A 20,031-nucleotide genomic window follows, 5' to 3' on the forward strand; every position below is an offset into this window, starting at 1 on the left:
GAGTCCCACCGGCCGCCGGGAGATCGCCCCACACCCACCAGGGAGAAGACAGCCGTCATGTTCGGAATCAGCGAGATCGCGATCTTCCTCATCATCGCCATCCTGATATTCGGTGCCAAGAAGCTCCCCGAACTGGCCCGTTCCATGGGCAAGTCGGCCCGCATCCTGAAGAGCGAGGCGCAGGCCCTCAAGTCCGACGGCAAGCCCCCGACCCTCCACACGGAGCCGTACACGGACGGGTCGGACGACCCGCGCGTCATCAGGGGCACCGCAACGGAGAAGCCCGGACCGCGCTGAACCCCCCGCACCGCTGCCCGCCCCGCCACTCGGAGGGGTGGGCTTCGGCGTGTTCCGGCCCCGTCGACAAGCGGAATCCCGTGCGCGGGGACACGGTGGACGTACGAGACACGAGCCGGAACGAGGGGTCATGGAGAGCAAGGACGACGACGGCGGACTGCGGTGTCTGGTCACGGGTGCGACGGGATACATCGGAGGCCGCCTCGTACCCGAGCTCCTGGAGGCCGGTCACCAGGTGCGATGTCTGGCGCGGACCCCGGAGAAGCTGCGTGACTACCCCTGGTCGGACGAGACCGAGGTGGTCAAGGGGGACGTGACCGACGCGGAGTCCCTGGGCGCGGCGATGCGTGGCGTCGATGTCGCCTACTACCTGGTCCACGCGCTCGCCACCGGGCCGGGCTTCGAGCGGACCGACCGCGAGGCGGCACGCAATTTCGGCGAGCAGGCGAAGGCGGCCGGGGTCCGGCGGATCGTGTATCTGGGCGGGCTCACCCCCACGGACGTCCCCGAGCGGGAGCTGTCCCCCCATCTGCGCTCGCGCGCCGAGGTCGGGCACATCCTGCTCGGTTCGGGCGTGCCGACGACCGTGCTGCGCGCAGCGGTCATCATCGGTTCGGGTTCGGCCTCCTTCGAGATGCTGCGCTACCTCACCGAGCGGCTGCCGGTCATGGTCACCCCCAGCTGGGTGTCGACCCGCATCCAGCCGATCGCCGTGCGGGACGTCCTGCGTTACCTCGTGGGCAGTGCCCACATGCCCGCGGAGGTCAACCGCGCCTTCGACATCGGCGGTCCCGACGTGATGACCTACCGTGACATGATGCAGAAGTACGCCCGGGTCGCCGGGCTCCCCCATCGGCTGATCATGCCGGTCCCGATGCTCTCGCCGGGCCTGTCCAGTCACTGGGTCGGACTCATCACTCCCGTTCCCGCGTCGATCGCCCGCCCGCTCGCGGAGTCCCTGCGGCACGAGGTCGTGTGCAACGAGCACGACATCGCCGAACACGTCCCCGACGGCCCCGGGCAGCCCTTCTCCTTCGCCACCGCGCTCTCGCTCGCACTGCAGAGGGTGCGCGAGGCGAGGGTGTCGACACGGTGGTCCTCCGCGTCCACCCCGGGAATTCCCAGCGATCCGCTCCCCACCGACCCCGACTGGGCGGGCGGGAGCCTGTACACCGATGTGCGCGAGCTGGATGTGGACGCCTCCCAGGAAGCTCTGTGGCGGGTCGTCGAGGGGATCGGCGGGGTCAACGGCTGGTACTCGTTCCCCTTGGCCTGGGCGGTGAGGGGCTGGCTGGACCGGCTGGTCGGAGGAGTCGGCCTGCGCCGCGGCAGACGGGACGCCCAACAGCTGCGGGTCGGGGACTCGCTGGACTTCTGGCGGGTCGAGGAGATCGAGCCGGGCAGGCTGCTCAGACTCCGTGCGGAGATGCGGCTGCCCGGCCTGGCCTGGCTGGAGATGTACGCGGAGAAGGGCGAGGGCGGCCGGTCCCACTACCGGCAACGGGCCGTCTTCCATCCGATCGGGCTGCTCGGGCACGCGTACTGGTGGAGTGTGTCCCCGTTCCACGCGGTGGTCTTCGGCGGGATGGCTCGCAACATCGCACAGGCGGCGGGCCGTGGGGCGGCAGGTGTCCGCCGATGACCGTGGCGGTCGTCCTCTTCACCTCCGACCTGCGGCTGCACGACCATCCGCCGTTGCACGCGGCGCTCGCCTCGTCCGACGAGGTGGTACCGCTGTTCGTGCTCGACGCCGGGGTGGAGACCGCCGGGTTCGGCGCACCGAACCGGCGTGCGTTCCTCGCCGACTGCCTCCGGGACCTGGATTCGGGGCTCCGCGAACGCGGCGGGCGTCTGATCGTCCGTGAGGGCGACGTCGCCGAGGAGGTCGGCGCGATCGTCTCCGAGACGGGCGCGGGCGCGGTCCACATGGCAGCAGGCGTCAGCGGCTACGCGCAGCGCCGGGAGGAGCGGTTGCGGGAGGCCCTCACCTCCGTGGGCTGCCGGCTGAGCGTGCACGACGCGGTGGTCACCGCGGTCCCGCCCGGTGCGGTGGTGCCCTCCGGGGCGGGCCGGGACCATTTCGCCGTCTTCACGCCGTACTTCAGGCGCTGGTCCGGGGAAGGCCTGCGCTCACCGTTCGGGGCGCCTCGTACGGTCCGCGTACCGGAGGGTCCCGGGTCGGCCGCGCTGCCGTCGCGGGCCGGTACCCGGGGGCTGTCCCCCGGCCTGGCCGAGGGCGGGGAGACCGAGGGCCGCAGGCTGTTCACCGCGTGGTGCCGCAGCGGGCTCGCCTCGTACGAGGACCGCCACGACGACATGGCGGGCGACGCGACCTCGCGGCTCTCGCCGCACCTGCACTTCGGCACGCTCTCCCCCACCGAGGTGGTCCACCGTGCGCGCCCGGCGGGCGGGCCGGGTGCGGAGGCGTTCGTGCGCCAGGTCTGCTGGCGGGACTTCCACCATCAGGTCCTGGCCGCCCGGCCGGCCGCCTCCCGCTCCGACTACCGTCCGCGACAGGACCGTTGGCGCACCGGACGGGCGGCCGAGGCCGAGACGGCCGCCTGGAAGGAGGGCCGCACCGGATATCCGGTGGTCGACGCCGCGATGCGCCAACTACTCCACGAGGGCTGGATGCACAACCGGGGGCGGCTGCTCACCGCGAGCTTCCTGGCCAAGACCCTGTACGTGGACTGGCGGTCCGGAGCGCGTCATTTCCTGGATCTGCTCGTCGACGGGGACATCGCCAACAACCAGCTCAACTGGCAGTGGGTGGCCGGTACGGGCACGGACAGCCGGCCCAACCGGGTGCTCAATCCGGTGACGCAGGCCAAGCGGTACGACCCGGACGGCGCCTACGTACGCCGCTGGGTGCCCGAACTCGCCGGGGTCTCCGGGTCCGCCGTGCACGAGCCGTGGAAGCTTCCGCGGGAGGAGCGCCGCCGCTACGGCTATCCGGAGCCGGTGGTCGGGCTGTCGGACGGGCTGGCCAGGTTCAAGGAGGCGAGGGGGCTCGACTGACGGCCGGCCCGCCCTCCCCTTCAGACCTTGCGCCAGCGGGCGTTGGCCCAGGAGAAGAGGCCGAAGGCGGCCAGTCCGAGTGCGACGAGGACGAGGAGCCAGGGGCCTGCGGGGGTCTCGGTGAAGGAGCGCAGGGTGTCGTCCATGCCCTTGGCCCGGCCCGGCTCGTGCTGGACGGCTGCCGCGATCGCGAACCCGCCGGCCGTCGCGAAGACCACGCCCCGGACGGTGCCGCCGAAGACGCCGACGACGTCGACGGCCTGACGGACCCTCTTCGACATCTCGGCCGTCTTCAGGTGCTTGTGGTATTTGCGGGCGAGGGCGCGGAAGACGATCCAGAGGCCTGCGCCCGTCACCACGGCGCCCGCGATGCCCACGATCCACTGCCCTGCGGGCCATTCGAGGGCGCGTGCCGTGACGTCGTCGGTCTGCTGGTCGCTCGACCCGCTGCCGCTCCCCTTGTCACCGGCCGCGTAGGAGATGACGGAGTAGGAGACGAAGGCGTAGAAGACGAAGCGGCCCGCAGCCATGGCGCGCTTCGTGGCCTTGTCGCCGTCGGGACCGGCCTGGCCGAAGGCCGCTTCGGACAGTCGCCACAGGGCCATGCCGGCCAGCGCGACACCGAGGGCCCAGAGCAGGATGTTCCCGAAGGGCTTCTCGGCTATCTCGGCGATGGCGCCGCCCCGGTCGGCCTGCTTCCCGCCTCCGTCGGAGAAACCGATGCGCAGGGCGAGCACCCCCACCAGGAGGTAGATCACCCCGCGCGCCACGAAGCCGGCCCGGGCACCCACGTCCACGGCTCGGCTCCGTGCGGCTCGTCTCGCCTGACCATGTGCGTTCATCGACAGCGCGTTCGCATTCATGCACTGCCGGATGCCCCTGAAACGGCGATCAATGCGGGAGAACTACGCGCCTTCGCCTTCCGGCCCGTTCTGTGCGGCAGGCTGCCCCTTGGCCCGTCGGCCGACCACGGCCGCCGCCGCCAGGGCGCTGCCCGCGAAAGCGAGGGCGACGACCCGGGGCCGGTCGAGGACGTGCCCGGTGGCGTGGTCCAGGGAGTAGCGGCCGGCGCCGGTCACCCCGATCGCCGCGGCGGTGAAGCCGAGGAACGCCGGGTACTCGTAGCCTCCGCCCATCGCGAAGAAGCCGGCGGGCGCGTGCACGGCGACGGCACCGGCCATCGTGCCGGCCGCGGCGGCCCCGGCCGCGGGGGTGGCGAGACCGAGGGCGAGGAGGAGTCCGCCGCCCGCCTCGCCGAGTCCCGCTGCCAGGGCGCTGTGCTTCGGCGGGTCGAAGCCCATGGCCTCCATCGCCGCGGTGGTCCCCTCGATGCCCCCGCCACCGAACCACCCGCCCAGCTTCTGGCTGCCGTGGGCCGCCAGGACGGCTCCCGTCCCCACCCGGAGTACGAGAAGTCCGAAGTCGCGTCGGTTGATGCAGGCCATGGGATGTCTCCCGTCGACGGGGGCGGAGCGGGGCTCTGAGTCGTACGGATCCACTGTCTTCCGTGTCGTGGGGTGGGGGCCGGTGGTGCTGGGCCATTCGTGGCACGGCCTTGCGGGGACTGCGACGTACATCATTGTGCAACTTGTTGCATAAGAGTCTCGGGGTGGTCTACAACTGGCTCGACGACACCTGCGAGGAGACCCCGGATGAGCCCGTACCCCACCCTGCTGAGCCCGCTCGACCTCGGATTCACCACGCTCCCGAACCGGGTGCTGATGGGGTCGATGCACATCGGCCTGGAGGAGGTCGAGCGCGGTTTCGAGCGGATGGCCGCCTTCTACGCGGCCCGTGCCCGCGGCGGGGTGGGCCTCATGGTGACCGGGGGGATCGCGCCCAGCGCGCGGGCCTGCTCCTTCCCCGGCGGAGCCAAGATGACCACCGAGGCGGAGGCGGAGCAGCACGCCGAGGTCACGGCGGCGGTGCACGCGGCGGGGGGCCGGATCGCCATGCAGATCCTGCACTTCGGACGCTACGCCCATCACCCGGACCTGGTGGCGCCCAGTGCGCTCAAGGCCCCGATCAGCGGCTTCACGCCGCACGCGCTCGACGACGACGAGGTCGAGGAGACCATCGAGGACTTCGTACGTGCCGCGGAGCTCGCGCGGAGCGCGGGATACGACGGTGTCGAGATCATGGGCTCGGAGGGCTATCTGATCAACGAGTTCATCGTGGCGGCGACCAATCACCGCGAGGACCGGTGGGGCGGCTCGTACGAGAACCGGATCCGCTTCCCCGTCGAGATCGTGCGCCGCGTGCGCGAGCGCGTCGGACCGGACTTCATCCTGATCTACCGGCTGTCCATGCTGGACCTGGTGCCCGGCGGTTCCACGCTGGAGGAGGTCGTCCAGCTCGCCCGCGAGGTGGAGGCGGCCGGCGCGACCATCATCAACACCGGTATCGGCTGGCACGAGGCGCGCATCCCGACCATCGCGACCTCCGTGCCGCGCGGCGCTTTCACCTGGGTGACGGAGAAGGTGCGGGGCGCGGTGTCCGTACCGCTGGTGACCAGCAACCGCATCAACACCCCCGAACTGGCCGAGGAGATCCTCGCCTCGGGCCGGGCCGACATGGTGTCGATGGCGAGGCCGTTCCTCGCCGACCCCGACTTCGTCGCCAAGGCGGCCGAGGGCCGGGCCGCCGCGATCAACACCTGCATCGGCTGCAACCAGGCCTGCCTGGACCACATCTTCAGTCTGCGGATCACCTCCTGCCTGGTGAATCCGCGGGCCTGCCACGAGACGGAACTGGTGCTCGCGCCCACCCGCCTCCGCAAGCGCGTCGCGGTCGTCGGCGCCGGTCCGGCGGGACTGGCGTGCGCGGTCACGGCGTCCGAGCGCGGGCACGCGGTGACGCTGTTCGACGCGGCGGACGAGATCGGAGGCCAGCTGAACGTCGCGCGCCGGGTCCCCGGCAAGGAGGAGTTCGACGAGACGCTGCGCTACTTCCGCACCCGGCTCGCCGAGGAGGGCGTCGAGCTCCGGCTGGGCACCCGGGCCGGCTCCGCCGACCTCGACGGCTTCGACGAGGTCGTGCTGGCCACCGGGGTCGAACCCCGTGTCCCCGCGATCCCCGGCGTCGGGCATCCCAGCGTGGTCAGCTATCTGGACGTCCTGCGGGACGGCGCCGAGGTCGGTGACCGGGTTGCGGTGGTCGGCGCCGGCGGGATCGGCTTCGACGTCGCGGAGTTCCTGACCGACGGCGGCGACGGGGCGAGCCTGGACCCGGAGGTCTTCTTCCGGCAGTGGGGTGTGGACACCGGTTACGCGGACCGGGGCGGGCTGCGGGCGCCGGAGCGCCCGAAGCCGGGACGCACGGTGCATCTCGTCCAGCGCAAGGCCACCAAGGTCGGGGCGGGGCTGGGAAAGACCACCGGGTGGATCCACCGCACCGAACTGCGCCACCGCGGTGTGACGATGATCGCGGGGGCGTCCTACGACCTGATCGACGACGAGGGCCTGCACCTCACCGTCGACGGCGAGCAGCTCCTTCTGCCGGTCGACACCGTCGTGCTGTGCGCGGGCCAGGAGCCGCGGCGCGAACTGTACGAGGAGCTGCGCGCGGCGGGGCGCCCGGTGCATCTGATCGGGGGCGCCGACGTGGCCGCCGAGCTGGACGCGAAGCGTGCGATCCGCCAGGGCACGGAGCTCGCCGCGGGGCTGTGAGGGACCGGTCCCGCTGTCTCTAGGATGCGGTCCATGTCACTCCCGCACGCGATCCTCACCGCCCTGCTCGAGAAGCCGTCGTCCGGTCTCGAACTGACGCGGAGGTTCGACCGGTCGATCGGCTATTTCTGGCCGTCCACGCATCAGCAGATCTACCGCGAGCTGGGAAAGCTGGAGAAGGCCGGTCACATCCGGGTCCTGCCGACCGGGCAGCCGGCGCGCGGGCAGCGCAAGGAGTACGAGGTGCTGCCCGCGGGCCGTGAGGCGCTCATGGCCTGGGTGTCGCTTGCCGAGGATCCCCGACCCGTCCGTGATCCGCTGCTGCTGAGGATGCGGGCGGCCGCCGTGGTCGGTGCCCCGGGGCTCGCCGCGGAGCTGCGCAGACACCTGGCGCTGCACCGGGCGCAGCTGGCGGAGTATCTGGAGATCGAGGAGCGTGACTTCCCGCCGGAGCGGACCGCCGACGAGGACCGGCTGCGCCGTCTGGTGCTGCGCGGGGGCATCGACCTGGAGACGTTCTGGACGGGCTGGCTGACCAGGGCGATCGACGACCTGGACGGGCCGGGCTCGTAGGGGCGCGTTCCGCCTCCGTCCGCCGGTCCGCACCGGCTGTCCCGCGCCCGGTCAGGAGACGGTACGGAGAGCGGCGGGACATAGCGTCGCGTCCGGGGGCGGGAAGTACCGCCCGCCCCGTGCATTCCGCCCGCGCTCGCGGACTCCCCGCACCGCTAGAACCGTCCCACCGGGTTCGTGAGGGTCCGGGCGCCCGGGGCGACGACGAGAGGACGCATGTGGTGAAAGCACGCATGGCACGTACGGGGGTCGCACTCGTGGCGGCCGCGGCGGCCGTCGTCGCGACGGGGTCGGCCGCACAGGCGGAAGCGGGCTTCTCCGCCGAGAAGTACGAGCAGGTCCAGTTCGGGATGACGTTCGACGAGGTCTGGGAGATCAGCGGCGGTGGGTCGATGTGCCACACCGGCGGCAGCCTCGGCGACTCGATCCTGTGTTACACGGAGTCGGGCGACTACGCGCCCTACGGCGGCTTCTCCTTCACGGACGACGGCGAGCTCTGGAACAAACGCAACGAGTACCTCTACAAGGCGGCGACCCCGTCCATGAAGCTGTCGCACTACAACAGGACAGCCCTGGGCATGACCGAGGCCCAGCTGTGGGCCGCCGTCCCGAAGGACTCCTGCGTCTCCCAGGGCGAGAGCTACCCGAACTGGCCCGCGAAGACCGGCTTCGAGGAGAAGTACTACTGTGCGGCCGCCACCGGCCTCTTCCCGCCGTCCGCCAGCTTCCACCTCACCGACGGCGTCCTTACGTACCGCTACCAGCGCAGCCTGACCTGACCGGCCGGTCACCGGACCACGGCGGCCGTCGTCAGCCCGCCGTGGTCGTCTCCCGTGCGGGGCCCGCTCGGACCAGGTCCGGCACCCCGGCCGGCCCCGCTCGCAGGACCGGCGGCCCGGCGGCGGGCGGCACGGAGGGGACCGTGTGGGAGACGACCACGCGTGACGGTCGCGTCGGCGGGGCCGGGGCTTCGGCCCGCGACGGGCCGCCGGCCTGCGCGCGGCTGAGCAGGAGTACGCCCTGGCCGGCGGCCGCGGCGCCGATGAGTGCCGGGAGCAGGCCCAGCGCCCCGCCCTGGAGGCGTTCACCGAGCAGGATCAGGCCGATCACGGCCGCGGCGACCGGGTTGGCGAGGGTGACCACGGCGAGTGGGGCGCCGAGGCCGCCCCGGTAGGCGGTCTGGGAGAGCAGGAGCCCGCCCAGGGCGAAGAACGAGACGAGCACCGCGACGCTCACCAGCCGCCAGCTCAGCAACGGCCCCGAGTGGTCGGTCGCGGCGACCGTGAGGGTCTGGGTGAGTGCGGACGCCACCCCGGACGTGATGCCCGAGGCCGCGGCGTGCCTCAGGCCGGGCCGGGTGCCCGGGCGGCCGAGTACGGCGACGAGCCCCATGGTGACGGCGCCGACCCCCAGGGCCTCGGGGAGGCTCAGCGTGTCGTGCGGCGAGGTGCCGCCCGCGGCCAGGAGCAGGGCGGCGAGGCCGACGAGTGTGAGGAGCGTGCCGCGCCATTCCGTCCGGCTGACCCGGCGGCCCGCGGACCGCGCGCCCAGGGGGACGGCGGCGACGAGCGTGAGTGCGCCGAGGGGCTGGACCAGGGTGAGCGGTCCGTACTTCAGCGCGGCTACGTGCAGCAGCGCCCCGCCGGCGTTGAGGCCGACCGCCGACCACCAGGCTCCGCGGCCCAGCAGGCTCAGCGCCCCCGCGGAGGATTCGGTCCGGCCGGCGAGCCGGGCCTGCGCCACCGCGGCGGTGGCGTACGCGCCGGCGGAGACGAGGGAGAGGGCGACGGCCATGAGCGTGGCGTTCATCGCTGAGCTCCTGACCGTGCGTAGGCGGGTGACGCGTAGTTCTGGGCGGGTACGGGCGCCCACGACAGGTGCGTGCGCACCGGTGTGCGCGGCAGCCTGAGCGCGGCGTAGGCGACGGCGAGCAGGGCGCCGACCACGATCGCGTCGAGCCAGTAGTGGTTGGCCGTGCCCACGACGACGAACAGAGTGAGCAGCGGGTGCAGCAGCCACAGCGGGCGCCACCGGGAGCGGGTGGCGACGACGATCCCGACGGCGACCGCCAGGGCCCAGCCGACGTGCAGGGAGGGCATGGCCGCGAACTGGTTGGCCATCGAGTCGGTCGAGGGGGTGTCCCCGTACACGGTGGGCCCGTAGGCCTGCCCGGTGTCGACGAGTCCGGCCGCGTGGAGCATCCGTGGCGGGGCGAGGGGGAAGATCAGGTGCAGGGCGAGCGCGGCACCGGTGAGTGCGGCCAGGACGCGCCGCGACCAGACGTAGTGGCGCGGGCGGCGCCAGTACAGCCAGACCAGGAAGGCGAGCGTGGCCGGGAAGTGCACGGTCGCGTAGTAGGTGTTCGCGGCCTGGACGAGCGTGTGGCTGTGCAGCAGGACGCCCTGTACGGCTCCTTCGCGGGGGAGGCCCGCGGCCCGCTCGAAGCTCCATACGTGTCCGGCGTTGCGGAAGGCCTCCTCGACGTGGCCGTTGGCGGCCTGCCGGCCGAGCTTGTAGACGAGGAAGAGTCCGGCTACCAGAAGCAGCTCGTGGACGAGGGGCGGTCGGGCTGAGGTGTCCGGCTCCCGCTCCGCAGGCTCGCTGCGGGTGTGCATCACCCGTGCCCCTTTACTGACGGTGCGCTGTTACGACGCCGGCATGGCCAGTCCATGCCGTATCGATACGCAAGTGTACCGATACGGCGGCGTATCGGTACACTGGCGTACCGAGGGTCCCCAGCCGCACAGCAGCAGAGAGGGAAGCAGATGCCGTCGCCCGGTTCAGCCCAGGAGTCAGTACCCGCGTCACGCCGGTCGAAGATCACACCGGAGCGGGCACAGGAGCTCTACACCGCCGTGCTGGACCTGCTGCGGGAGAGCGGCTACGACTCGCTGACGATGGAGGGCGTCGCCTCCCGCACTCGGTGCGGGAAGTCCACCCTCTACCGCCAGTGGGGATCGAAGCCGGAACTGGTCGTCGCCTCACTGCACGGCACCCGCAGGGCCCTGCTGTCCGACATCGACACCGGCAGCCTGAGCGGCGACCTGCGCGAGGCGGCCCGGGCCGTGGACGCGGCGTCGGGCCAGGACACCGCGCTGATGCACGCGCTCAGCCACGCCGCACTGCAGAATCCCGACCTGCTCTGCGCGATGCGCTCCACCCTGATCGCGCCCGCCGTCACCGCGATCGACACGATGGTCGAACGCGCCGTACGCCGCGGCGAGATCGAGGCCGACAACCCCGCGGCGGAGTACGTGGCCGCCCAGGTGCTCGGCATCATGCGCGCCCAGCCCCTCCTGGAGGGCCGGTACGCGGACGACGCCTTCCTGACCCGTTTCGTCGAGTGCGCCGTACTCCCCGCGCTCGGACTCCCCGTCCCTCCGCCCGCCCCCGGGGCGAGCGGGACCTGATGAACGTGGCCCGTCGCCCGAGCGGATGACGACGGACCACCCGCGCGCCGCACCGTGGGGACGGGGACGGCGCACCACCGGCAGGCCGGTGGTCTCCGAGGAGACCACCGGCCTGCCGTATTTCGCCCACCCCCCTTCTCGTCCACTTGACGAGATCCGGCGACACCCCTTATCGTCTTCATGACGAGAAAGAGGGGGTCCCGACATGGCCGACATCACCCGGCGCTTCGGCTGGCGGCATCTGCGCTCCGCACCCACCGCCCACATCCGCCACCACAGGCGGGGCAGGCTCACCCACGACGGCCCGGGTCTGAGCTTCTGGTACCGCTCGCTCGCCGCGGCGCTCTCCGAGGTCCCGGTCGACGACCGGGAGCTGGCGATGGCGTTCCACGCCCGTACGGCCGACTTCCAGGACGTCACCGTGCAGGCCACCGTCACCTACCGGATCAGCGATCCCGCCCTGGCCGCCGCCCGGCTCGACTTCTCGGTGGACCCCGACACCGGGGTGTGGCGTGGTACGCCCCTGGAGCAGATCGCCACCCTGCTCACCGAGACCGCCCAGCAGCACACCCTGGACGTCCTGGCCCGCACCCCTCTCGCGGCCGCCCTCGTGGACGGCGTCGCCGCCGTGCGGGAACGGGTCGCCTCCGGGCTCACGGCCGAGCCCCGGCTGCCGGCCACCGGTATCGACGTGGTCGCCGTGCGCGTCGTCGCCATCCGTCCCGAGGCGGAGGTCGAACGCGCCCTGCGCACCCCGGCCAGGGAGCAGATCCAGCAGGAGGCCGACCGGTCGGTGTACGAGCGCCGGGCGGTCGCGGTCGAACGCGAGCGGACCATCGCCGAGAACGAGCTGGCCAGCAAGATCGAGCTCGCGCGTCGCGAGGAGCAGCTGGTCGATCAGCGCGGCACCAACGCCCGCAGGGAGGCCGAGGAGAAGTCGGCGGCCGACGGGGTGCGTTCGGCCGCCGAGGCCGCCCGCACCGTGCGGCTGGCACGCGCGGAGGCGGAGGCCGCCCGCGAGGTCGGCGCGGCACGCGCCGAGGCGCAGTCGGCCTGGCTGCGGGCGCACGCGGACGTCGACCCCGCCACGCTCCACGCCCTGGCCGCGACGCGGCTGGCCGAGAACCTTCCGCGCATCGACAGCCTGACCCTCTCCCCCGACGTCCTGACGGGCCTGCTCGCCCGGCTCGGCAGGCCGGAGCCGGAGGAGCGGGCGTGAGTCTGGCCCCGCGCGCGGTGCTGGTGCACCGCACGACCGAGTACGAGGAGCTCCTCGCGCGGCACGGGACCCACGGGCAGGCCGCGTTCGTGCTGGCCGGGCGCGGCCGGTCCATCGACGAGGTCGCCGAGCGTCACCGGCGCAACGAGCAGGCGCTCGCCGAGGTGGCCGCCGCGGTGCCGTTGCGGTGGCGCCGCAGCCGGGTGGAGCGGGCCGACCTCGACCGCTTCCTGTTCGGGCCCGAGGACGTGGTCGTGGTGGTAGGGCAGGACGGACTGGTCGCGAACGCCGCGAAGTACCTGTCCGGACAGCCGGTGGTGGGCATCGACACCGATCCGGGCCGCAATCCGGGTGTCCTCGTACGCCACCGGGCCCGTGACACGGCGGCGCTCTGCCGGGCCGCCGTGTCACCCGGCGGTCGGGTGGACGCCCTCACGATGACCGAGGCCGTCGCCGACGACACGCAGCGCCTGCTCGCCCTGAACGAGATCTACCTGGGGCCGCCAGGTCACCAGACCGCCCGCTACCGCATCGGTACGGACGGCGGACCGTCCGCCGGCGAGTCCCAGGCGTCCTCGGGCGTGCTGGTCGGCACGGGTACGGGCTCCACCGGCTGGCTGCGCTCCCTCTGGCTGGAACGGGGCAGCCCCCTGCCGCTGCCGGCCCCCTCGGACCGGCGGCTGGTCTGGTTCGTGCGCGAGGCCTGGCCGTCGCCGGCCACCGGCACCACGATGGTCGTGGGTGAGCTGGGACTCCGGGACGGCCTGAGCCTCACCGTCGAGTCGGACCGGATGGTGGTGTTCGGCGACGGGATGGAGTCCGACGCACTGGAGTTGACGTGGGGCCAGTCGATCCGCCTGGGCGTCTCGGACACCACACTCAATCTGGTGGCGTGAGCGCCGTGTGAGGATGGCGGGGTCCGCGCGACCCGTATCCGACCCCCCGGGAGCAGAGCAGCGATGACCACCGAATCCATGGACGCGGCGCCCCGGAACACCCGTCCGCCCGTCGCCCAGGCCGCCCTCGGGGTGGGTGTCGTCGTACAGGACCGGGAAGGCAGGATCCTGCTCGGCAGGCATCGCGGCGGCACCTGGGAGCTGCCCGGCGGCAAGGTCGATCCGACACACGAGTCGGTCGCGGCGGCAGCCGCCCGCGAACTGCGTGAGGAGACGGGTCTGCGCGTGCCGGTCGACGACGTGACCGTGTTCGCGATGGTCCACGACGTGGTGGCGGGCATCAACCGGATCAGCATGGCGGCGCTGGTGAGGGTGGAGTCCGCGGTTGCCCGGGTCACCGAACCGGAACTCATGAGCGCGTGGCGGTGGATCGCGCCCGAGGAACTGCCGGGGCCCCTGTTCGACCCGTCGGCCCAGATCCTGGCCGTCTGGCGCCCGGACCTCGCGATCGAGCACCCCGCCGCCCACCATCTGCGCATCGTCACGCCCCAGGCCCAGGCCTAGAGCATTTATTCATTTGCCTAGGGGTCATAGGCAGAGTTAGCGTCGATGTCATGAGAGCCGTCAGTGAGCAGGACATCCGGGCGTCGTTCGTCAACTGTTCCAAGGGGGAGGCGAAGCGCCTGCCGCTCCCCCGCGACCTCGACGAGCGCCGCTGGGACGATCTGGACTTCCTGGGCTGGCGCGATCTCTCGGCCCCGGACAGGAGCTACATCGTCACCGAACTGCGTGGTGAACTGACCGGCGTCACGCTGCGCTTCCCTTCCCAGCAGCGCGGCTTCCTGCACCGCAGCATGTGTTCGGTCTGCCTGACCACGCACCCGGGCAGCGGGGTGTCCCTGATGACGGCCAGGAAGCGAGGACAGGCCGGCCGGGACGGCAATTCGGTCGGCATCTACCTCTGCACCGACCTGGACTGCTCCCTGTACGTACGCGGCAGGAAGAGCCCGGCCCCCGGCGGGCGCTTCGAGGAGTCCCTGACCGTCGAGCAGCAGATCGAGCGGACCAGGGGCAAGCTCACCGCGTTCCTGGACCTGCTCGCCGCCTGACCGGCAGGAAGTGCGGCGCGAGCGGGACGGACGTATCAATGAAGGGACCATCCGCACGATCGGAGTGGACCCATGGACGACTACCCGCTCCTGAACCTCTTCCTGACCATGATGTACGTGTTCCTGTGGGTGCTCTGGTTCTTCCTGCTCTTCAAAGTGGTCACGGACATCTTCCAGGACCACTCGCTGAGCGGATGGGCCAAGGCGGCCTGGGTGATCTTCGTGATCGTCCTGCCCTACGTGGGCGTTCTCGTCTACCTGATCGCCCGCGGCAAGGGCATGGGGCGGCGTGAGGCCAGGCAGGCGGAGGAACGCGAAGCGGCCTTCAAGCAGTACGTGAGACAGGCCGCCCGCGACGACGACGGCGGCACGGGTACGGGCACCGGCCACGTGTCCGACCTGGCCAGACTCGCCGAACTCAAGGACAGGGGCCACATCAGCCAGGAGGAGTACGAGAAGGCCAAACAGAAACTTCTCGCCTGAGCAGTGACGGATCGCCCGTCCAGGTCGCCCACCCGTACGGGCGATCCGTCCACGCGCGCCGTGCCCGCCGGACGGCCGCGTTCCGTCAGCCCCGGCCGCCCCTGTCGGCGGCCGGTCCGGAAGCGGGTGGTGCCGCCCGGTGCGAACGGCCGCGTCAGCGCACTCCGCGAGGGCGGTACTGGACGCTGATCCTCGGCCCCGCGGCCCGGGCGGTCTTGGGAACGGCGTGCTGCCACGTGCGCTGGCACGAGCCGCCCATGACGATCAGGTCGCCGTGACCGAGCGGCCGGCGCACGGTGTCACCGCCGCGGCACGGGCGCAGGAGCAGATCGCGGGGGGCGCCGAGGGAGAGGATCGCCACCATCGTGTCCTGGTGCGAGCCGCGTCCGGTCAGGTCGCCGTGCCAGGCGACGCTGTCGCGGCCGTCGCGGTAGTAGCAGAGCCCCGCCGTGGTGAAGGGCTCGCCCAGTTCGTCGCCGTAGTGGGCGGACAGCGCGTCGCGCGCCTCGTCGAGAACGGGGCTCGGCAGGTCGTCCTCGGTGCGGTAGAAGGCGAGCAGCCGGGGCACGTCGACCGTGCGGTCGTACATCTGGCGCCGCTCGGCCCGCCAGGGCACCCCCTCCGCGAGTTCGGAGAAGAGCTCGTCGGCGCCGCTCAGCCAGCCCGGCAGCAGGTCGATCCACGCCCCCTCGCCGAGGACCGTCCTGCGCAGCCCGGTGAGGGGGCCGAGGTGCGGGCGGTCGGCCTGGTCGAACAGCGAGCCCTGGAGATGAACGGACATGGCGACAAGTCTACCCAGGAATTAGAACAGACGTTCCCATCAAGGGTGCGGCCCGTCCGATTCGGGATCGTCGCCGCTCAGTTCCGGCTCCAGGCCCTCGGCCACGTCGGCACGGCCCAGGCCCGCGTCCGCGCGCCACGCCTCGAAGGACCAGCCGGTCAGCGCCACCACGGCCAGCCCGAGCGTCCAGCCGCCGGCCACGTCGCTGAACCAGTGGACGCCGAGCGCGACGCGGGTGAACCCCACACCCAGTACCGATACGACCGCCACGGCCCAGAAGAGGGGGCGCAGGCCGCGACGCACCAGGGGAAGGAGGACGAGCAGCAGGATCGCGAACGAGGTCGTGGCCGTCATCGCGTGACCGGACGGGAAGGAGAAGCCGGGTGCGTGGGCGACCGGATCCGGAAGGGCCGGCCTCGCCCGCTCGACGACGACCTTCACCAGCAGCCCGGTCAGCCCCCCGGCCACGGCGGTGACGGCCGACCATGCGGCGAGACGCCAGGCGCGGCGGTACACCAGCCACAGGGTGAGCACCGCCACCACCGCGCGCAGGGTCACGGGATCCCAGACCACGTCGGAGAAGAAGCGCAGGGTACCGGTCCACGCCGGATGGTCGAGAGCGGTGCGGTTCAGCCATCGGGCGGCGCCCGCGTCGAGGCGCCGCAGCGGATGCCATCCGCTCTCCACCAGGACGAGCACCAGGCCGAAGAGGACGGCGGCGACCGCGGCGACGGCCGCGGAACCGAACAGCCGGACCCCGAACCTGCGGTCGGCGTCCCGGCGGCGCCGTCGCAGGGAGGGGGCAGCGGGTCGTGCGGACATTCAGGCTCCTGGATCGGGTTGTACGGGTCCGGGCCGTTTGGCCCGGACCGCCTCCAGCTGGGCGGCGAAGGAAAGGCCCAGGAAGAGGGCGATGGAGGTCAGGTACGCCCACAGCAGCAGGGACATGAAGGCGGTGAGCGGGCCGTACACGGTGTCGAACGAGCCGCTGACCTCGAGGTAGAGGCTGAGCAGCCAGGTCAGCGTGGTCCAGAGCACCAGGTACACGGCGGCGCCGAAGGCCAGCCAGGTGTAGCCCGGCTGACGCCGGCGCGGGGAGCGGCGGAAGATGGCGCTCGCCGACAGGATGACGAGCAGCACGCCCACCGGCCAGCGCAGCAGGTCCCACGCGGACCGGGAGCCGGCTCCGAGGTCGTACACCTCGACCACGGCGGCCACCAGGTCGCCTCCGGCCACCATCGCGACGAAGCCGATGCCGAGGGGGATGCCGGCGGTCAGCGACATCACCAGGCCCCGGAGGTACTTCAGGTGGAAGACCCGGTCGCGCTCGACGCCGTAGATGCGGTTGGCGCCACGCTCCACCTGGCACATCGCCGTCGTGGTGTTGGTCAGGGAGAAGACCAGTCCGAACCACAGGGCGAGCTGGGCCCCGTCGTCGGCGCTCCGCCGGCTGCGGTCCAGGGCGTCGTCGACCACCTCGGCGCTCGGCCCCGCCGTGATCCGGTGGATCGTCAGTTCCGCGACCCTGCCGAGGTCCTCGGTGTGCAGGGCCGTCGACAGCCCGACGAAGGCGATGACCAGCGGGACGACGGCGAGCACGGTCTGCAGGGCGAGCGCCCGGGAGTGGCTGAAGCCGTCGGCGTAGCGGAAGCGGACGAAGGAGTCGCGCAGCAGCGGCCAGCGTCCATAGCGGCGCAGGGTGACCAGTGCCTCGTCCCCGGAGAGCTCGCTGCCGACCATGTCGCGGGTCTGCGGGACCCGGGTTGCGGTGCCCATCTCACTTCCCTCCCAGGGGCATGAGCACGGTCAGCGCACCGGGCCTCACCTCGGCGACGAGGTGCCGGCCCGGGGACACGGGGTCACCGTCGAGCTCACGCCGCTGCGGCGTCTCGAAGCGGACCTCGGCGCGGCGGAAGGTGAAGTACTCCACGGAGCGGTGTGTGCCCGCGCGGCCGTCCTCCCTCTTCGGCGGCCGGGGGCGCACGACCGACGCCGCGGCGCTCAGCCAGCCGGCCGGTCCGCGCGGGTCGAGGATCATCAGGTCGAGCAGGCCGTCGTCGGGGCGGGCCGCCGGGACCAGCGCGGCACCGCCCTGCACCTTGCCGGTGTTGGCGATGAGCACCATCCGGGCGGTACGCCGCAGGAGCGGTGCCCCGTCCATGCCGACCGTCAGGCGCATGCGGGGAGCGCGAAGCTCCCGCAGTCCGGCCATGACGTACGCGGGCCAGCCGAGGACCGCCTTGGCCCGGTCGCTGGTGCTCTCCAGCATCGCGGCGTCGAGCCCGGCCCCGGACATCACCGTGAAGTGCGCCGCCTTCATGCCGTCCCCCTCGATCCGCCCGAGGTCGATGCGGTGGGGGGTGCCGCCCAGGGCTCCTGCCAGGGCGTCCGCCGGTCGCACCGGCAGTCCCAGGTTCCGCGCGAGGAGGTTTCCGGTGCCGCAGGGCACCACCGCGAGCGGTACGCCCGTGCCGGCCAGCGCGTCCGCGGCGGCGCGGATCGTCCCGTCGCCGCCGCAGACCACGACGAGCGACGCCCCTTCCCGCACCGCTCGGGCCGTCTGCCCCTCACCCGGGTCATCGGCCGTGGTCGGCACGAAGTCCGCTTCGTGGCGGCCGTGGTCCTCGAGGACCCGCCTGAGCCGAGCGCGGGCCGCCTCGTCGGTGACGGTGGGGTTGTAGACCACGGCGGTGCGACCGGGAGCCCGACCGCTCAGGGCGCCGGGAGCCGTTCGGGGGCCGGTGGCCGGGCCGGCGGGTGCGGCGGCGGGCACGTGCGGTCCGGCCAGCAGGGCACGGCCGACGATCAGCAGGGACAGTCCGCCGTTCAGCAGGCCTCCCGCGACGTCCGTCGGATGGTGCATCCCCCGGTACATCCGGGCGAGGCCCACCAGGAGCGGCACGAGCAGCAGCAGCACCGCCACGGGCCTGCGCCACGGCCCCTTGGCCCGGTGCAGGACCAGGACCGCGAGGCCGGCGTAGAGAGCGGTCGCCGCACCGGTGTGTCCGGAGGTGTAGCTGGAGGTGGGGGGCGAGGCGTCGAGGCGTTCGACGTCGGGCCGGTTGCGGTCCACCGCTTCGGTGACGGTGAGGAAGACCAGGGACTGGAGCGAGACGGCGACGGCGAGGAAGAGCGCGTCACGCCATCGGGGAAGCCTGGGGACCAGCAGCAGGAAGAGGCAGGCGAGGAGGGTGCCCGCGACGACCGTGACGGTGTTTCCGGCCTCGGACACGACGAGGGACACCGTGTCGAGCGTGCCGGTGCGGGCCCGCTCCAGTGCGTCGGTGACCCCGTCCTCGTACGTCAGCGGCCACACCCGGGCCCCGGGCCCGGTGATCAGGAGCCCGAGTCCCACCATCAGGGCGGCCTGGCAGACCGCCGCCGAGGCGATGACTCCGACGGCCCGGCCCATGCCCCCGGCGGTGTCCGCGGCACGGGGCGGGCACTCGACGACGTCGTGCGGGCGGTCCGGGCCGGAGCGGGACGGCATGGGCCGGGGTGGCCCGTCGGAGAGGGCTGCGGGTCTTTCCGGTATCTCGGTCGGCATGGCGTTCCCGTCGCTGCGGTGGGTCCCCTCGGGCCACGAGGGGGCCGGGGCTCCCGGCGTCTCGCCGTCTTCCCTCTCCGCGCATCTCCAGACCTGGCACCGGGCCCGTATCTCGCCGTCCTTCCGGCGCGGGCCGGTGATCCTTCCCGGTCGCAGCCCCCCGGGATCGGTCATAAGCTGCCGAGGCCGACACCGTGTGACCGGCACAGGCCTGACCAGGACTTCCGTCCCCACGGACAGCCGGGCCGTGTACACCCGGGAGGACACAGGGCCGACCGGGAAGAACCGCACCGATGACCTGCCCGCACGTGGGCAGGAGAGCGGGAACACCGCACGTACCGTGCGGACACGGCGCACATCGAGGGAAGGAGCAGCCCGATGCCGGACGAAGGACGCGGAGACGACGTCTACCAGCCCGACGGATCGGACACCGACAACCCGCCCACGGACGACCTCGACCCCGAGAACGTCATCGACGAACCCGACCTCGACGAGACGCTCGACACCGGCTACTCCCCACCGGAGAAGCCCCTCGGCGTCACCAAGTACGGGACCACGGGCGAGGAACAGCGCGAAGGCGAGTCCCTCGACCGCCGCCTGGCGCAGGAGGTGCCCGAGGACGACCCGCTGCTCGCCGACGAACCCCACGAAGGCCCCGAGGACAACGGCCCCGAGGAGGACGACGCCGGTACCGAACGCGCCGGACGCCTCACCACCACGGACGAGGCACCCGGGGCCCGGTCCAACAACAGGACCCTGGGACGCGACGTCGGCATCGACGGGGGCGCGGCGACCGCCGAGGAGGCCGCACTCCACATCCAGGAGGACGACGAAGCCTGAGGCGTGGCGCGTGCCGGAGGCGGTACCGGAGCGGTCCGGTACCGCCTCCGACGTGTGTCCGGAGCGCCCGGCGCGCCCTCCGGGCGTCCCGGACCGCCGAGGCACCGCGCGCCTCGGCCCCGTCCTCTCGGCCACCGGCCGCCGCCCGGCCCTCCTATGCACCTCGCCCGCCGCCTATGCGTCCTGCCGC

At 72.5% G+C, this 20,031-nt stretch carries 21 protein-coding genes; 13 read left to right on the plus strand and 8 right to left on the minus strand.

Features of this window, described 5'->3' with window-relative positions; genetic code table 11:
* The first annotated feature begins 57 nt into the window (after nt 1-57).
* The 3 genes from LWJ43_RS02775 (at nt 58) to LWJ43_RS02785 (ending at nt 3,315) form a co-directional block, all read left to right on the plus strand.
* Nucleotides 58-297 (plus strand): twin-arginine translocase TatA/TatE family subunit, encoded by a 240-nt coding sequence (locus LWJ43_RS02775; RefSeq protein WP_277330657.1) that lies wholly within the window; start codon nt 58-60, stop codon nt 295-297.
* A gap of 130 nt (nt 298-427) precedes the next feature.
* Nucleotides 428-1,939: an SDR family oxidoreductase gene (locus LWJ43_RS02780; RefSeq protein WP_277330658.1), complete on the plus strand. Its 1,512-nt coding sequence runs from the start codon at nt 428-430 to the stop codon at nt 1,937-1,939.
* Nucleotides 1,936-3,315: a cryptochrome/photolyase family protein gene (locus LWJ43_RS02785; RefSeq protein ID WP_277330659.1), complete on the plus strand. Its 1,380-nt coding sequence runs from the start codon at nt 1,936-1,938 to the stop codon at nt 3,313-3,315. The genes LWJ43_RS02780 and LWJ43_RS02785 overlap by 4 nt, the downstream gene beginning before the upstream one ends.
* A gap of 20 nt (nt 3,316-3,335) precedes the next feature.
* Here LWJ43_RS02785 and LWJ43_RS02790 read toward each other — a convergent pair whose 3' ends face one another.
* Together LWJ43_RS02790 and LWJ43_RS02795 are read right to left on the minus strand one after the other, a co-directional pair.
* Entirely contained in the window at nt 3,336-4,178 is an 843-nt protein-coding gene (locus LWJ43_RS02790) for a DUF1206 domain-containing protein (protein WP_277330660.1), read from the minus strand.
* Nucleotides 4,179-4,220: 42 nt separating this feature from the next.
* The gene (locus tag LWJ43_RS02795; RefSeq protein ID WP_277330661.1) at nt 4,221-4,760 is read right to left on the minus strand and encodes a DoxX family protein; all 540 of its coding nucleotides are present in this window, start codon (nt 4,758-4,760) and stop codon (nt 4,221-4,223) included.
* Between the two features lie 207 nt (nt 4,761-4,967).
* On the opposite strand from LWJ43_RS02795, the gene LWJ43_RS02800 reads away from it, so the two are divergent.
* The 3 genes from LWJ43_RS02800 (at nt 4,968) to LWJ43_RS02810 (ending at nt 8,335) form a co-directional block, all read left to right on the plus strand.
* The gene (locus LWJ43_RS02800) at nt 4,968-6,983 is read left to right on the plus strand and encodes an NADPH-dependent 2,4-dienoyl-CoA reductase (protein WP_277330662.1); all 2,016 of its coding nucleotides are present in this window, start codon (nt 4,968-4,970) and stop codon (nt 6,981-6,983) included.
* 33 nt (nt 6,984-7,016) lie between these two features.
* Entirely contained in the window at nt 7,017-7,556 is a 540-nt protein-coding gene (locus LWJ43_RS02805; protein WP_277330663.1) for a PadR family transcriptional regulator, read from the plus strand.
* 233 nt (nt 7,557-7,789) lie between these two features.
* Nucleotides 7,790-8,335: a BLIP family protein gene (locus tag LWJ43_RS02810; protein WP_277330664.1), complete on the plus strand. Its 546-nt coding sequence runs from the start codon at nt 7,790-7,792 to the stop codon at nt 8,333-8,335.
* A 31-nt stretch (nt 8,336-8,366) separates the two neighbouring features.
* Here the strand turns inward: LWJ43_RS02810 and LWJ43_RS02815 are convergent, their stop codons facing one another.
* Both LWJ43_RS02815 and LWJ43_RS02820 read right to left on the minus strand, forming a co-directional pair.
* On the minus strand, nt 8,367-9,365 hold the full coding sequence (locus LWJ43_RS02815) for a DMT family transporter (RefSeq protein ID WP_277330665.1): 999 nt from the start codon (nt 9,363-9,365) through the stop codon (nt 8,367-8,369).
* Nucleotides 9,362-10,171 carry a phosphatase PAP2 family protein gene (locus tag LWJ43_RS02820; RefSeq protein WP_277330666.1) on the minus strand — a complete coding sequence of 270 codons (810 nt, stop codon included), beginning with the start codon at nt 10,169-10,171 and terminating at the stop codon, nt 9,362-9,364. The genes LWJ43_RS02815 and LWJ43_RS02820 overlap by 4 nt, the downstream gene beginning before the upstream one ends.
* 150 nt (nt 10,172-10,321) lie before the next feature.
* On the opposite strand from LWJ43_RS02820, the gene LWJ43_RS02825 reads away from it, so the two are divergent.
* The 6 genes from LWJ43_RS02825 (at nt 10,322) to LWJ43_RS02850 (ending at nt 14,673) form a co-directional block, all read left to right on the plus strand.
* Nucleotides 10,322-10,966, plus strand: a complete 645-nt coding sequence (locus tag LWJ43_RS02825; protein ID WP_277330667.1) for a TetR/AcrR family transcriptional regulator — start codon at nt 10,322-10,324, stop codon at nt 10,964-10,966.
* 205 nt (nt 10,967-11,171) lie between these two features.
* A complete protein-coding gene (locus tag LWJ43_RS02830; protein ID WP_277330668.1) occupies nt 11,172-12,185 on the plus strand; it encodes an SPFH domain-containing protein in 1,014 nt (337 codons plus the stop codon).
* Nucleotides 12,182-13,081 carry a diacylglycerol kinase catalytic domain-containing protein gene (locus tag LWJ43_RS02835; protein ID WP_277330669.1) on the plus strand — a complete coding sequence of 300 codons (900 nt, stop codon included), beginning with the start codon at nt 12,182-12,184 and terminating at the stop codon, nt 13,079-13,081. Before LWJ43_RS02830 ends, LWJ43_RS02835 begins: the two co-directional genes overlap by 4 nt.
* A 63-nt stretch (nt 13,082-13,144) precedes the next feature.
* Nucleotides 13,145-13,645: a nucleotide triphosphate diphosphatase NUDT15 gene (locus LWJ43_RS02840; protein WP_277330670.1), complete on the plus strand. Its 501-nt coding sequence runs from the start codon at nt 13,145-13,147 to the stop codon at nt 13,643-13,645.
* Between the two features lie 50 nt (nt 13,646-13,695).
* Nucleotides 13,696-14,190 carry an FBP domain-containing protein gene (locus LWJ43_RS02845; protein WP_277330671.1) on the plus strand — a complete coding sequence of 165 codons (495 nt, stop codon included), beginning with the start codon at nt 13,696-13,698 and terminating at the stop codon, nt 14,188-14,190.
* Nucleotides 14,191-14,262: 72 nt separating this feature from the next.
* Nucleotides 14,263-14,673: an SHOCT domain-containing protein gene (locus LWJ43_RS02850; protein ID WP_277330672.1), complete on the plus strand. Its 411-nt coding sequence runs from the start codon at nt 14,263-14,265 to the stop codon at nt 14,671-14,673.
* 154 nt (nt 14,674-14,827) lie between these two features.
* Here the strand turns inward: LWJ43_RS02850 and LWJ43_RS02855 are convergent, their stop codons facing one another.
* From LWJ43_RS02855 to LWJ43_RS02870, 4 genes are read right to left on the minus strand one after another with little or no spacing between them, the layout of a single operon-like run.
* Nucleotides 14,828-15,454 (minus strand): alpha-ketoglutarate-dependent dioxygenase AlkB, encoded by a 627-nt coding sequence (locus LWJ43_RS02855; RefSeq protein WP_277330673.1) that lies wholly within the window; start codon nt 15,452-15,454, stop codon nt 14,828-14,830.
* 39 nt (nt 15,455-15,493) lie between these two features.
* Complete coding sequence (locus tag LWJ43_RS02860; RefSeq protein WP_277330674.1) at nt 15,494-16,276, minus strand: phosphatase PAP2 family protein; 783 nt, start codon at nt 16,274-16,276, stop codon at nt 15,494-15,496.
* On the minus strand, nt 16,277-17,230 hold the full coding sequence (locus LWJ43_RS02865) for a YihY/virulence factor BrkB family protein (RefSeq protein ID WP_277330675.1): 954 nt from the start codon (nt 17,228-17,230) through the stop codon (nt 16,277-16,279).
* Between the two features lies 1 nt (nt 17,231).
* Nucleotides 17,232-18,944: a bifunctional phosphatase PAP2/diacylglycerol kinase family protein gene (locus LWJ43_RS02870; protein ID WP_462100860.1), complete on the minus strand. Its 1,713-nt coding sequence runs from the start codon at nt 18,942-18,944 to the stop codon at nt 17,232-17,234.
* Between the two features lie 435 nt (nt 18,945-19,379).
* On the opposite strand from LWJ43_RS02870, the gene LWJ43_RS02875 reads away from it, so the two are divergent.
* Nucleotides 19,380-19,841 (plus strand): DUF5709 domain-containing protein, encoded by a 462-nt coding sequence (locus LWJ43_RS02875; protein WP_277330676.1) that lies wholly within the window; start codon nt 19,380-19,382, stop codon nt 19,839-19,841.
* Nucleotides 19,842-20,031: the final 190 nt, after the last annotated feature.

This window comes from Streptomyces sp. JH34 (genome assembly GCF_029428875.1).
Taxonomy (GTDB): Bacteria; Actinomycetota; Actinomycetes; order Streptomycetales; family Streptomycetaceae; genus Streptomyces.